Here is a 13925-nt window from a genome sequence, read left to right as displayed (position 1 = left end):
GCGGCCGTCAGACGAGGCGTACCGGCTTCTCCGGACGTATGCCCCACTCCACCAGCCAGGCCCGCAGCGGGGCCGGGTCCCCCTCCTCGATCAGGCTGAGCACCCGGGAGGAGAGGTCGGCGGCTCTTTCGCCGTTGACGAGAAGCAGCGGGCCGTCGAGCCAGTCCATCCCCGGGCTCGCGCCGGCCGTGTCGACCGCGGCGCAGCACACCATCGCCGTGACGTGGTCGGCGAGCAGGTCACGGCCGACTCGCGGGGGCTGGAGCGGGAACAGGGGCAGCGCGCCGTCGTCCCAGAGGTCGGTGGCGGGGCTCTGGCCCGCGGCGCCCGGACCGGCCGGGGCCGCCGGGCCCGGCCCGGCGGACTCCTCACGGGCCACCTCGGCACTGAGCCTGGCGGCGAGCATGGCGCTGCGCTCGTTCAGGGGGTCGGCGTCGGCGGGCTCCTGACCGGATTCGGCGGGCTCGTGGCCGGATTCGGCGGCCTTAGCACCCGGCGGCCGCTGCCCGCCCGGGCCGGCCTGCGCGGCGTCGGTGGCCGGCGGGGACGCGAGGTGGTCCAGGACCCGGGACAGGGTCGGCCCGTAGGGCGCCGTGGGGGCGGCGGGGGCGGGGCGGACGCCCAGGGAGTCCAGGACCCGGTGGAGGCGGGCCGCGTCGGTGCGCCAGGTGCGGTCGACGACCTCCTCCGGGTACTCCTGCCAGTCGACCGGGGCCCACTGCGGGCAGGGCTCGGCGGGACCGCCGTGGAAGAGGCGGGCGGCGAGCAGGGAGGCGGCCTCGTCCACCGCGCCGGGCTCCTCCAGCAGGTCGCAGGCGGGACGCTCGCCCAGCCGGGAGGCGAAGCCCTCGGCCAGCCGGTCGCGCCGGGACAGTTCGGTGAGCGCGGCGACGACGCCCGCGTCCAGCCGGGACGGCCAGCGGCCCATCCGCCAGGCGGGCAGCGCGACCCGGGTCAGCAGCCGGTCCCAGCCCGCGTACGCCAGCCCCACCTGCTCCTGGGCGACGATCCGCAGCCCGTAATCCACAGCCTGTGCACGCTCGGCGGCCGCCGCCGCGATCCCGCGTTCCATCAGGGCCGCGTGCTCCCGGCACCCCCGCAGCAGCAGCCGGGCCACCCAGCCGAGGCCCGCGCACACTCCCCGGGTCAGCGGACAGCGGCCGGGCGTCGAGGCCACCGCCACCGCCGCGTCCAGTCCCCGTACGAAGCGCCGGGCCGCCGCTATGTCCGGGTGCGCGGAGGGCCCGGTGCCGGCGACGACCGGGGCGAGGACCGCCCGTAGCTCACCGACCCGCATCCACCACAGGAACGGGGAGCCGATGACGAGGACGGGCGCGGCGGGCGTACGGCGGTGGCGCCGCCCCGGCCCCGCTATCTCGTCGCCGGACTCGCGCGGCGGCGGGCCGTGGGCCGGGTGCGTACGGTCCTCCAGCCAGCTGTCGCAGTCCGGCGTGAGCGCTATCGCGGACGGCACGGGCACGTCGAGGCGGTCGGCGAGGTCGCGCACCATGCGGTACAGGTCCGGCGCGGAGTGCTCGGCGATCGGCACCGTGGGGGTCACCGCGGGCCTGGCGCGGGCGACGACCAGGCCGATGCCCACGGCGGCCAGCAGTACCAGCAGCGCCAGCGCGCCCACGACCCACCGGGCGACGTCCCAGCCCCGGCCGACGAGGTGGCCGCTGGAACCGCCCGCCAGCAGGATCACGGCGACCGCCGCGGGCAGTACGGCGACGGCCAGCGCCCGGCCGCGCACCCGCAGCACGGCGAGGGCCCGGGAACGCGCGGCCTGTGCGCCCGCCTCCACACCCATACCGGTCACGACCGGACCTCACCCCCTCCGTGCTGTCCTCGCGCTGTCCTGGCGTTGGTCACTCCCCCACTGTGGCACCCGCCACCGACATCGCAATGCCGGTGGGCCAAGTGCCGGAACGCTTGCGCCGCACCCTAGTTGGGGCCTGCGCCCCCGTCAGCCGGATGGGGCATCGGTCACTCGATGGAATGGCCTTGGTCAGAGGTGTACGACGCACAGCAAGGATCGGGCCCCGGATTCGCATCCGGGGCCCGGGTGTCCACAAGGCGCTCACGACCGGCGGTTTTACGCGCCGGCCGCCTCCAGGGCCGCCTTCGCCGCGATGTCCGTACGGTGCTGGGATCCGTCGAGGCGGATGCGGGCGACGGCGGTGTACGCCCGGTCGCGCGCCTCGGTCAGGTCCTTGCCGGTGGCTGTGACGGACAGCACACGTCCGCCCGCGCTCACGACGGTGTCGCCGTCGCGCCTGGTGCCGGCGTGCAGGACGTAGGCGTGCGGGGCGTCCACGGCCGCCACGTCGTCGAGGCCGGTGATCGGGTCGCCGGTGCGCGGGGTGCCGGGGTAGTTGTGCGAGGCCACGACCACGGTGACGGCCGCTTCGTCGCTCCAGCGCAGCGGCTCCAGGTCGCTCAGGGTGCCGTTCGCGGCGGCGAGCAGGACTCCGGCCAGCGGGGTCTTCAGCCGGGCCAGCACGACCTGGGTCTCGGGGTCGCCGAAGCGGGCGTTGAACTCGATGACCCGTACGCCACGGCCGGTGATCGCGAGACCGGCGTAGAGAAGGCCGGAAAACGGCGTGCCCCGGCGGCGCATCTCGTCGACGGTCGGCTGGAGGACGGTCTGGAGCACCTCCTCGACCAGCTTCGGGTCGGCCCACGGCAGCGGGGAGTACGCCCCCATGCCGCCGGTGTTCGGACCCTGGTCGCCGTCCAGCGCCCGCTTGAAGTCCTGGGCGGGCTGAAGCGGGACCACCGTCCGGCCGTCGGTGATCGCGAAGAGCGAGACCTCCGGGCCGTCGAGGAACTCCTCGATGACGACGCGCTCACAGCCGGCCGCGTGGGCCTTGGCCGCCTCGATGTCGGAGGTGACCACGACACCCTTGCCGGCGGCCAGCCCGTCGTCCTTGACCACGTACGGGGCGCCGAAGGCGTCGAGGGCCTCGGCGACCTCGTCGGCGCTCGTGCACACGTACGAACGGGCGGTGGGTACGCCGCCCGCCGCCATCACGTCCTTGGCGAAGGCCTTGGACCCCTCGAGCTGGGCGGCTTCCCCGGAGGGGCCGAACACCGGAACGCCCGCCTCGCGCACGGCGTCGGCGACCCCGGCGACCAGCGGGGCCTCCGGGCCCACCACCACCAGGTCGGCGCCCAGCTCGCCGGCCAGCGCGGACACGGCCTTGCCGTCGAGCGCGTCGACCTGGCGCAGCTCGGCGACCTCGGCGATGCCGGCGTTGCCGGGCGCGCAGTACAGCGCGGTGACGTCGGGGTCGAGGGACAGGGAACGGCACAGGGCGTGTTCGCGGGCGCCGCTTCCGATGACGAGGACCTTCACGGGGTCAGCCTATCGGGCGTTCCTCATAAGAGCCGGGGGGTGGGGAGCTTGTGCGTTCCTACGAAGCGCACTGAAGCGGACGCCGAAGCTGACGCCGAACCGAACGCCGGAGCGGACGCGGGCCCCCGGAGGGCTACTCGTTGGTGAACTCCTCCACCACCGTCGCGCCCAGCTCCCGCACGATGAGTTCGTGGCCGGAGAGGGCCGACTCGTCGAGATCGGGGTCGTCGTCCTCCGGGATGTCGTCCTCGGGGGAGACGGGGGCCGGCTCGGGCGCGGGGGCCGGACGGGGCGCGGGGGCCGCCGGGGCCGGAGGTCCGGCCTGCGGCGCGGACGGGGCGGACGCGGTCGGCTGGGGAGCGGCCGGGCGCTGCGCGGAGGCGCTCGCGGGACCGGGGCCGCCGTAGCCACCACCGCCACCGGCGCCGCCGCCTCCGCCGTACCCGGAGGGGCCGGATCCGCCGAAGCCGCCGCCCCCGCCGCCGGACGGGGGCGCCGAGCCGCCGGAGGGGTCGACGACGGCCTCGATCTTCCACTGCACGTTGAACTGCTCGGCCAGCGCCTGCCGCAGCACGTCCTCGCTGCCGCTGCTCGCGAAGTTGTCGCGGGCACCGGCGTTGACGAAGCCGAGTTGCAGGGTGGTGCCGTCGAAGCCGACGACCTGGGCGTTCTGGCTGAGCAGGATCCAGGTGAAGCGGCGGCGGTTCTTGACCGTCTCCAGGATGTTCGGCCAGAGCATGCGCGGGTCGAGGCCACCGGGGGCGGGGGCCTGCTGCGCGGGTGCGGGCTGGGCAGGTGCGGACTGGGCGGCCGCCGGGGAAGGGGCGGGGGCAGGGGGTGCCGTGGGCATGGGCGGCTGTCCGCCGCCGGCCGGGGCCGCCGTGGGCCAGCCGCCGGGCCGTCGGCCGCCGCCGGCGGGCGCGGCGGTGGGCCAGGCGCCGGGGGCCGGAGCGGCCGGGGTCGCCGGAGCGGGGGCCGGGGTGCGTTCGGGGACCTGCGGGGAGACAGGGGGCGCCGGGGAGGGGGCGGGCGCGGGTGCCGGGGAGGAGGCGGGGGCGGGCGGGGGCGTGGCGGCGGCAGGCGCACCGCTGCCGCCGGAACCGCGCACGGCGGCGCGGGCCGCCGCGGCCCCACCACCGGGCGGCACCTCCACACCGCCGCCGCCGACACCACCGCCGCCGCCCGGGTGGGCATGTGCGTCGGGACCGGGGACGTACCCCGCCGCGGGTGCGCCCGCGGGCCCCGCGGAGAAGTTGACCCCCCGCTCCAGGCGGTCGAGGCGGGCCATGACGGAGCGCTCGTCGCCGTAGGCGGCGGGCAGCAGCACGCGCGCGCAGATGAGTTCGAGCTGGAGACGCGGCGAGTTGGCCCCGCGCATCTCGGTCAGGCCCTCGTTGACGAGGTCGGCGGCGCGGCTGAGCTCGGCGGCGCCGAAGGTGCCGGCCTGGGCCTGCATCCGCTCCAGGACGTCGGCGGGGGCGTCGATGAGCCCCTTCTCCACGGCGTCCGGGACCGCGGCGAGGATCACCAGGTCCCGCAGCCGCTCCAGCAGGTCGGCGACGAACCGCCGGGGGTCGTTGCCGCCCTCGATGACCCGGTCGACGACCTCGAAGGCGGCGGCGCCGTCCCCGGTGGCGAAGGCCTCGACGACGGAGTCGAGCAGCGATCCGTCGGTGTACCCGAGCAGCGAGGTGGACATGGCATACGTCACACCCTCCTCCCCCGCACCGGCGAGCAGCTGGTCCATGACGGACATGGAGTCACGCACGGAGCCCGCGCCGGCCCGTACGACGAGCGGGAGGACGCCGTCCTCGACGGGGATGTTCTCCTTCCCGCACACCTCGGCGAGGTAGTCGCGGAGCGTCCCGGGCGGCACGAGCCGGAACGGGTAGTGGTGGGTCCGCGACCGGATCGTCCCGATGACCTTCTCGGGCTCGGTGGTGGCGAAGATGAACTTCAGATGCTCCGGGGGCTCCTCGACGACCTTCAGCAGAGCGTTGAAGCCGGCCGGCGTGACCATGTGGGCCTCGTCGATGATGTAGATCTTGTACCGGCTGCTCGCGGGCCCGAAGAAGGCCTTCTCGCGCAGTTCACGGGCATCGTCGACACCACCGTGCGAAGCGGCGTCGATCTCGATGACGTCGATCGAGCCCGGCCCGTTCCTGGCCAGGTCACGGCACGACTGGCACTCCCCGCACGGGGTCGGCGTCGGCCCCTTCTCACAGTTCAGGCAGCGGGCCAGGATCCGCGCGCTGGTCGTCTTGCCACAGCCGCGCGGACCGCTGAACAGGTACGCGTGATTGACCCGGTTGTTCCGCAGCGCCTGCTGCAACGGGTCGGTGACATGCTCCTGCCCGATGACCTCGGTGAAGGACTCCGGTCGGTAGCGGCGGTACAGCGCGAGAGACGACACGCCTACGAGGTTATAGGCGCCCACCGACAACGGACCCCGCCCGCGCCCCGGCCCCCGGCCCTCGCCCCCGGCCCACAACGCAAGCGCCCCCCACGCACCCGCCAGAGCCGACCTACCCTTGCTGCCTTCCGGCCCTGGGGGAGTTCAGTCAGATAGCGCCGCGTGAGGGGCTCCGCACAGAGTACCCGATGCCGGCCTGCGGGAACGAGTTCGCGAGCACTCCCCTCGGTCATGTAATGTTTCCGGCGGAGGATTCGCCTAGAGGCCTAGGGCGCACGCTTGGAAAGCGTGTTGGGGGCAACCCCTCACGAGTTCGAATCTCGTATCCTCCGCCAGTGCCTCACCGGGCACGATGTCGAAGGGCCCCACCGCTTGCGGTGGGGCCCTTCGACGTTGTCCGTCTCGGTTTCCGTCGACTGCACGGCCCGGCGAAGACGCCTTCGAAGACCTCCAGCCGCGTCTGCTCACCCCGGCTGTCGAGTCCGGCGGGTGGGGAGGGTCAGGAGGACCAGGCCCAGGCCGAGGACGGTGAGGCCGCACCAGGAGGCGGCCGGGAGGCGTTCGCCGAGGACGGTGACGCCCAGGACCGCTGCGACGGCGGGCTCGGCCAGGGTCAGTGACGTGGCCACCGACGCGGGCGTGCGGCGCAGCCCGTACCCGAAGAGCCGGTAGGCCAGGTAGACGGTGAACAGGGCGAGGTAAACCGCCACGGCCGCGCCCCGGGCGGTGGTGAGCCAGTGTGTGTCGACGGACAGCACGAGCGGCAGGACGAGCAGCCCGGCCGCGCCGAACAGCACGCCCATCACGGCGTCGGAAGGGTGGCCGTCCGTGATGAGCGTGCCGCCGATCAGTGAGTAGGCGGCGTACGACAGTCCGGCGCAGGCGGCGAGGACGACGCCTGTCAGGTCCATCGGCGTGGCACGGCCGGTGAGTTCGGGGCCCAGTACCAGGAGGGTGCAGCCGAGCACGGCGGCCGCGGTCGCGCCGGTCCAGCGCGCGGTCGGCCGGGCCTGTCCGGTGGCCCAGGACAGGAGCCCGGCGAAGACCGGCGCGCTGCCCAGCGCGATCACGGTGGCCGCCGCCACCCCGGTCCTGGCCACGGCCGGGTAGAAGCTGACCGGATACCCGGCCACCGCGAGCGCCCCGAGGACGAGCAGCCACCGCTCGCGCCCCGTGCAGGCGGCGGGCAGCGAACGGGCGCCTCGGGAGGTGAGGAACAGCAGGACTCCGCCGAGGACGAGGCCGGCGCAGCCGATGGCCGCCGCCGGTGCGCCGGCCGGTGCCAGGGTGCTCGCCGTCCCGGTGGTGCCCCACAGCACGGCCGAGGTCAGGATGGGTGCGGGGCCGCCGAGGAGGCCGGCGCGGGACGGGCGCGGGCCCATGGCGTCAGGGCGCGCGGGGGTACGGGGAGTGAGGGGAGAGGTGCGGTTCGGCACAGTCGTGAACTTCCGTCATCGAATTCGTCCGGGACTCGATCCGAAACGGGCGCACGACAGGAGCCCCTGACCGGACTGCCGGTCGACGGGGGCCGGGGATCAAACCGCCGGTGTCCGCGCCCGGTCAGGCGTGGAGAGGCGGCAGGACGACGTGCCAGTACGTGTTCACCCCGCGATGGTACCCACGGGAACGCGGCCCCTCCGGCGTCGCCCTCAGGGGTTCACGTCACGGGTCCGCCGCCGGCCCGGTGGGCCGGACCGTGACAGCGGTCCGGTCCCCTGGTGCGTCTGCGGTCGCCGCGCCGGCCGTGGGAGGAGGGCCGCTGCGCCGAGGCCGCCGAGGCCGATGACCGCCAGGGTGATCATGGCGGCCGCGTAGGCGCCGCTGGTGAGGCCGGAGACCAGGATGGTGCCGGCGATCGCCGTGCCGAAGGAGGAGCCGAGGTTGGAGACGCTGCGGGACAGGCCGGAGATCTCGCCCTGCCGCTCCTCGGGGAAGCTCGACTGGACGACGTTGACCGACGGGGTGAGCATCACACCGAGGCCGAGCCCGAGCAGCAGGAGCCCGGGGACGAAGGCCCATGCGGTGGTGAAGCTGCCGGCCAGGGCGACGAGCACCGCGATGCCCGCCACGGACACGAGGAAGCCGGTCATGACGAGCGTGCGCTGGGGACGCCGTTCGGCGAGGCGTTCGGCGGCCAGTGAGGAGGCCAGCAGTCCGAGCGTGGCCGCGGTGAAGACGACCCCGGTCCGGATGGCGTCGTAGTGGCGGACGACCTGGAGGTAGGCCGCCACGGTGAACGAGGAGCCCATCAGCAGCAGCCACTGGACGTTCTGGGTGATGAGCCCGAGGTTGGACGTGCGGTTGCGGAACAGGCCGAGCGACAGCAGGGGCTCCCTGCCGGACCGTTCCTCGGCGCGCACCCGGCGGAAGAACCACATCAGTACGAGGGCCCCGAGAACCAGCAGGCCGATCATCAGCCAGATGTTGTTGTCGGCGGCCAGGATGCCCGTCACGACGAGGACGAGCCCGGCGGCGGAGAGTACGGCCCCGCCGGTGTCGAAGGAGCGGGTCGGGTCGGGCGGCAGGGGATCGTCGATGTGCCGGCTGAGCCAGACGATCACGGCGATGACGAGGGCCTGGAACACGAAGGCCGCGCGCCAGCTGATCCCCGTGGTGATCAGTCCGCCGATCAGCGGTCCGGCGGCGGCCCCGACACCGCCCAGCGCCATGATGATCCCGAACGCGCGGGCCCGGGAGGTGACGTCCGGGTACAGCAGGGTCGTGAGGATGTAGACGGGCGGGATGAGCAGGGCGGTGCCGATGCCTTCGAGGATGGAGTTCCCGAGGATCAGCACACCGAGTCCCGGCGCGGCGGCGCTGAGCAGGGCGCCGATCGCGTAGACGACGAGGCCGGTCACGAAGCAGCGCTTGCGGCCGTGGCGGTCGGTCAGTTTGCCGCCCGGGATCATCAGCGCGGCCATCACCAGCAGGAAGACCGTGATGGCCACCTGCACGCCCTGGACCGTGGTGTCCAGGTCCTTGCTGATGTCGTTGATCATCACGTTCATGTTGGAGCCGGCGAAGCTACAGATGAACTGCGCGAGCGCCAGCGCGGCGAGAACCCGCCCCTGCCCTCCTGACGCCTGCCCCGGCGCCTGCCCCGACGCCCCTCCCGACGCCCGCGCGCCGACCGGCTCAGCCACCTGCACCGCCCCCTGCGCCGCCCCCGCCCTCGGCGGGCACCGTCAGGCCATGGGTGGCCGGATGCACGTGATCACCGGTTCCCGGCCGGGCCTGAGCCTTCCCCAGCTCCTCGTCCAGCGCCATCGCCGCGACGACGAGCGAGAGGTGCGTGAACGCCTGCGGGAAGTTGCCCAGTTGCTCCCCCGACGGCCCGATCTCCTCGGCGAACAGCCCGACGTGGTTGGCGTAGGTGAGCATCTTGTCGAAGGCGTGCCGGGCCTGGTTCAGCCGGCCGGTGCGGGCCAGCGCCTCGACGTGGAAGAAGCTGCACAGGTTGAAGGTGCCCTCGGAGCCCCGCAGGCCGTCCGGGGACGCCGTGGGGTCGTAACGGTAGACCAGGCTGTCGCTGACCAGTTCCTCCTCCATGGCGTCGAGCGTGCTGAGCCAGTCCGGGTCGCGCGGGGAGAGGAAACCGACCCGGGGCATCAGGAGCAGCGAGGCGTCGAGCACGTCGGTGTCGTAGTGCTGCACGAAGGCCTGCCGCTTCTCGTGCCATCCCTGCTCGACGATCTGGTCGAACACCTTGTCCCTGATCTCGGTCCAGCGCTGGACGTCGGCCGGGCGGGAGAACTCGACGGCCGCGTGGATGCCGCGGTCGAACGCCACCCAGGTCATCAGCCGGCTGTAGGTGAAGTTCTGCCGGCCGCCCCGGGTCTCCCAGATGCCCTCGTCGGGCCGGTCCCAGTGGTCGGCGAGCCAGTCGAGGACACCGCGCAGCGCCTTCCAGCCGCGGACGGCGCCCATGTCGCCGCCCACGACCAGGGCGTCGGCGGCCTCGCCGTAGATGTCGAGCTGGAGCTGGCCGGCCGCCGCGTTGCCCGCCCGCACCGGACGTGAGCCCAGGTAGCCCTCCAGGTGGTCGAGGGTCTCCTCGGTCAGGTGCGGGTCGCCGTCGACGCGGTACATGATCTGCAACGGGTCACCCGAGGCGGTGCCTCCGGCCTCGATGCGGTCGCGGAGCCAGCGGCGGAAGGCGTGCGCCTCGGACTCGAAGCCCAGGTCCATCAGAGCCCTGACGGAGAGCGCGGCGTCGCGGACCCAGGTGTACCGGTAGTCCCAGTTGCGCTCACCTCCGACCTGCTCGGGCAGTCCCATGGTGGCCGCGGCGATCGGCGCTCCCGTGGGGGCGTACGTGAGCAGCTTGAGCGTGATCGCCGAACGGTTCACGACGTCCTGCCAGCGGCCCCGGTACGTGCACGAACGCAGCCACGACAGCCAGAAGCCGCGGCACGCCTCCACGTCCTCGGCGATGCCGTCGAGGGAGGGCGGGGGCGGGGCGGAGCCGCCGCTCACCGAGCTCGTCAGCACGACGGCGGCGGCCTGCCCGGCCGAGAGGGTGAAGCGGGCGGTGATGTCGTCGTCGTCCGGGCGGAGCGGTACGCCGGTGGTGGACTGGAGGTGCAGGTCGGTGCCCGGCCCGTGGAAGACCACGGAGTGGTCGTCGTGCCGCGTGAGCGTGTGCGGGGCACGTCCGTAGTCGAAGCGCGGGCGGCACGTGAGGGTGAAGGGCAGGCTGCCCCGGACGACCCGGGCGACCCTGATGAGGGTGTGCCGGTCCGTGGGCTCGGCGGAGTCGACGGGTGTCATGAAGTCGGCGATCTCGCCCACCCCGCCGGGTGCCATGAACCGGGTGACCAGGATGGCCGTGTCCGACAGGTAGAGCTGCCGGACCGTCATTCCGTTGCCGTCCGGGAGCTCCGCGGCGAGACGGCAGTTGCCTCCTCGCTCACTGTCCAGCAGCGAGGCGAAGACGCTGGGCGAGTCGAAGCGGGGCGTGCACCACCAGTCGATCGTGCCGCCGGACGACACGAGGGCCACGGTCTGGAGATCGCCGACCATGCCGTGCTCCGCGATGGGCGGGTACCGGTTCACGAGACCTCCTGGGCGATGCCGCACCGGTGCCGCACCGGCGACGCACGTCCCGCGCTCGGGCCGACCCCGTCGCGACTGCGCAGGCCAAGCGTCAGGCGCCGCCGGGCCGGCGGCCTCACCCCTCGCGGGTGAAACCGGACCAGCCCGAGCACGGGCCCAGGAAAAGTCACGGCCGAAGCCGAAGGGGGTCGTGGGGGAAGCGGAGAGCGCCGCGGGCGGCCCGCCCGGTCGCTTCCGTTCCCGTCGCCCGGTGAGAGGGGCGCGCCGGTGTTATGAAGGGTGCATGAGGGTATTTTCCGGGCATGCTCGGAGCCCTACCGGGCCGGTGGTCGTCGGGGGGTCGCATGAGCGGCGTGTTTCGCTGCTCGATCCGCGCTCCATGGCGGGACGGGTGTTCCTGATCGAGGCCGGGATCGTGGTGCTGCTGGTGCTGGCCGCGGTGGTGGCCGTGGTGCTCCAGGCGGCGCGGGACGCGGTGGAGCAGGGGCGGCGGGAGTCGGTCATCGCGGCCCAGTCGTTCGCGAGTGCGCCCGGCATGGTGCAGGCGCTGCGCGGTCCGCACCCGTCCCTGGTGCTCCAGCCGCGGGCCGAGGAGGCGCGGAAGCGGACGGGCGTGGACTTCGTGGTCGTCCTGAACACCCAGGGGATCCGGTACACGTACCCCTATCCCAGGGAGATCGGGAAGAAGTTCGTCGGGAACATCGAGCCCGCGCTGCACGGACGTACCGTCGTCGAACAGGCCGGGGGGCCGCCCCTGCCGGCGGGCCGGGGGACGGCCGTGCAGGCGATCGTGCCGGTGACCGACGCGCGCGGCGGCGTCGTGGGGCTGGTGTCCGCCGGGATCACGGTCAAGAACGTGCTGCGGATGTGGATACCGCAGGTACCGATCGCCCTCGGCGCCGGTGCGGCCGCCCTGGCGCTGGCGGGGGCCGGGACGACGATGGTGGCCCGGAGCCTGCTGCGGCAGACGCGTGGGCTGGCTCCCGCGGAGCTCGCGGCCATGTACGATCACCATGAGGCGGTGCTGCACGCGGTGCGCGAAGGCGTGCTGATCACCGACGCCGAAGGGTGCCTGGTGCTGGCCAACGACGAGGCGGCGCGGCTGCTGGGGCTGCCGGCGGAGGCGGCGGGGCGGCGGGTGGCGGAGCTGGGGCTGCCGGTGTCGCTCGAACGCCTGCTGACGGCACCGGAGGCGGTCGACGACGAGGTGTTCTTCGTGGGGGACCGGCTGGTGGCGGTCAACAAGCGGCCCACCTTCCCGCGCGCGGGCCCGGGCGGCAGTGTGGTGACCCTGCGGGACACCACCGAGCTGGCGGCGGTCACGGGGCGGGCCGAGGTCGCGCGGGAGCGGCTGGACCTGCTGTACGAGGCGGGGGTGAAAATCGGGACGACGCTGGACGTGGAGCGTACGGCCCGGGAGCTCGCGCAGGTGGCGGTGCCCCGGTTCGCCGACCTCGTGACGGTGGAGCTGCTCGACGCGGTACTGCGCGGCTGGGAGCCGACGGCCGAGGGGTGGCGGCATCTGCGGCGGGTGGCGATCGGCGGCGATCAGCGGACGATGCCGGTGTACCAGCTGGGCGAAGTGATCACCTTCTCGACCGCGACCCCGCAGATGCGGACCCTGCGGGAGGGCCGGGGCGTGCTGGAGACGGACCTGCGGCAGGCGCCCGGCTGGCAGGAGCAGGACCCGGAGCGGGTCCGCAAGGCACTGGACAGCGGTCTGCGTTCGCTGGTGACCGTGCCGCTGCGGGCGCGGGGCGTGTCGCTGGGCGTGGCGAACTTCTACCGGACGGCGGACTCCTCGGCCTTCGAACCGGACGACCTGGCCTTCGCGGAGGAGCTGGCCGCGCGGGCGGCGGTGGCCATCGACAACGCCCGCAGGTTCGCCCGGGAGCACGCGATGGCGGTGACGCTCCAGCGCAGTCTGCTGCCCCGGGGGCAGCCGGAGCAGGACGCGCTGGAGGTGGCCTGGCGGTATCTGCCGGCCGAGGCGGGGGTGGGCGGGGACTGGTTCGACGTCATTCCGCTGCCGGGCGCGCGCGTGGCGCTGGTGATGGGCGACGTGGTCGGCCGGGGGCTGCGCGCGGCGGCGACGATGGGGCGGCTGCGCACGGCGGTGCACAACTTCGCCGCGCTGGACCTGCCGGTGGACGAGGTGCTCGGGAGCCTGGACGAGCTGGTCGTGCGCATGGACAACGAGGAGGGCACCGGCGCGGAGGGCCACGAGGGGGAGGGTGTGTCGGGGGCGACCTGCCTGTACGCGATCTACGACCCGGTGTCGGGGACGTGCACGGTGGCCCGGGCGGGGCATCCCGACCCGGTGGTGGTTCGTCCGGACGGTACGGTCGTCTGTCCCGAGGTACCGGCCTCGGCCCCGCTCGGCCTGTGCGGCTACCTCTTCGAGACCGCCGAACTGCACCTGCCGGAGGGTTCCCAGCTGGTGCTGTACACCAACGGCCTGGTCGAGGACCGCGGCCGGGACATCGACGTCGGGCTGGCGAGGCTGCGCCGGGCGCTGGACGGCGCCGGGGGACGCGCCCCGGAGGAGACCTGCCGGGCGGTGATCGACGCGCTGAAGCCGGCCCACCGCAGCGACGACATCGCCCTGCTGGCGGCCCGTACCCGGCTGTTCCCGGCCTCCCGCGTGGCCGAGTGGGACGTGCCGCAGGACCCGGCGGAGGTGCCCTCGGTCCGGGGCGAGTGCAGGCGCAAGCTGCGGGAGTGGGGACTGGACGAGGCCGGCTTCACCACCGAGCTGATCCTGAGCGAGCTGCTCACGAACGCGATCCGGTACGGATCACCGCCGGTCCGGGTACGGCTGCTGTACGGGCGCTGCCTGATCTGCGAGGTGTCGGACGGCAGCAGCACCTCGCCCCGGCTGCGGCGGGCGGCGCACACCGACGAGGGCGGGCGGGGACTGTTCCTGGTGGCCCAGTTCGCGCAGCGCTGGGGGACGCGGTACACCACCCGCGGCAAGGTCATCTGGGCGGAACAGGACGTCCATGGCGGAGCCTCCGGGATGGCGGAGCGCATGCCGGTGGACGTCCTCCTCGAACAGTTCGGCGACCCCGCCGACTCCGCCCTGTGAGCCGGGGCGGA

General features: G+C 73.9%; 7 protein-coding genes, 1 tRNA gene and 1 other RNA gene. 2 read left to right on the top strand and 7 right to left on the bottom strand.

Annotated elements, in window-relative coordinates:
* Positions 1-7: 7 nt before the first annotated feature.
* The 4 genes from ACFY01_RS31045 to ffs all read right to left on the bottom strand — a co-directional run bounded on the left by ACFY01_RS31045 (position 8) and on the right by ffs (position 5946).
* The gene (locus ACFY01_RS31045) at positions 8-1810 is read right to left on the bottom strand and encodes a hypothetical protein (protein ID WP_390739124.1); all 1803 of its coding nucleotides are present in this window, start codon (positions 1808-1810) and stop codon (positions 8-10) included.
* 285 nt (positions 1811-2095) lie between these two features.
* Positions 2096-3358 carry a phosphoribosylamine--glycine ligase gene (gene purD / locus ACFY01_RS31040; RefSeq protein ID WP_390739060.1) on the bottom strand — a complete coding sequence of 421 codons (1263 nt, stop codon included), beginning with the start codon at positions 3356-3358 and terminating at the stop codon, positions 2096-2098.
* A gap of 133 nt (positions 3359-3491) precedes the next feature.
* A complete protein-coding gene (locus ACFY01_RS31035) occupies positions 3492-5771 on the bottom strand; it encodes a DNA polymerase III subunit gamma and tau (protein WP_390739059.1) in 2280 nt (759 codons plus the stop codon).
* A gap of 76 nt (positions 5772-5847) precedes the next feature.
* Positions 5848-5946, bottom strand: an RNA gene (gene ffs / locus ACFY01_RS31030) — signal recognition particle sRNA small type.
* A 72-nt stretch (positions 5947-6018) separates the two neighbouring features.
* Between ffs and ACFY01_RS31025 the strand changes: the two genes are divergently transcribed.
* Positions 6019-6106: transfer RNA gene (locus ACFY01_RS31025), tRNA-Ser, on the top strand.
* Between the two features lie 129 nt (positions 6107-6235).
* Here ACFY01_RS31025 and ACFY01_RS31020 read toward each other — a convergent pair.
* The 3 genes from ACFY01_RS31020 to ACFY01_RS31010 form a co-directional block, all read right to left on the bottom strand.
* Positions 6236-7153: a DMT family transporter gene (locus ACFY01_RS31020; protein WP_390739058.1), complete on the bottom strand. Its 918-nt coding sequence runs from the start codon at positions 7151-7153 to the stop codon at positions 6236-6238.
* A 267-nt stretch (positions 7154-7420) separates the two neighbouring features.
* Positions 7421-8914 carry an MFS transporter gene (locus tag ACFY01_RS31015; RefSeq protein WP_390739057.1) on the bottom strand — a complete coding sequence of 498 codons (1494 nt, stop codon included), beginning with the start codon at positions 8912-8914 and terminating at the stop codon, positions 7421-7423.
* Positions 8907-10826 carry a glycoside hydrolase family 15 protein gene (locus ACFY01_RS31010; protein ID WP_390739056.1) on the bottom strand — a complete coding sequence of 640 codons (1920 nt, stop codon included), beginning with the start codon at positions 10824-10826 and terminating at the stop codon, positions 8907-8909. Before ACFY01_RS31010 ends, ACFY01_RS31015 begins: the two co-directional genes overlap by 8 nt.
* 379 nt (positions 10827-11205) lie before the next feature.
* Here ACFY01_RS31010 and ACFY01_RS31005 point away from each other — a divergent pair, with 379 nt between their 5' ends.
* Entirely contained in the window at positions 11206-13914 is a 2709-nt protein-coding gene (locus ACFY01_RS31005) for a SpoIIE family protein phosphatase (protein ID WP_390739055.1), read from the top strand.
* The last annotated feature ends 11 nt before the right edge of the window (positions 13915-13925 follow it).

This window comes from Streptomyces sp. NPDC001480 (assembly GCF_042894725.1).
In the GTDB taxonomy this organism is placed as follows: Bacteria; Actinomycetota; Actinomycetes; order Streptomycetales; family Streptomycetaceae; genus Streptomyces.
This window is presented reverse-complemented; position numbering and strand designations above follow the sequence as displayed.

What these genes read in the sequence shown, in the direction of transcription:
- ACFY01_RS31045 (WP_390739124.1), bottom strand. Translation starts at nt 1,810, where the DNA reads ATGGGTGTGGAGGCGGGCGCACAGGCCGCGCGTTCCCGGGCCCTCGCC.
- ACFY01_RS31020 (WP_390739058.1), bottom strand. Translation starts at nt 7,153, where the DNA reads ATGGGCCCGCGCCCGTCCCGCGCCGGCCTCCTCGGCGGCCCCGCACCC.
- ACFY01_RS31005 (WP_390739055.1), top strand. Translation starts at nt 11,206, where the DNA reads ATGGCGGGACGGGTGTTCCTGATCGAGGCCGGGATCGTGGTGCTGCTG.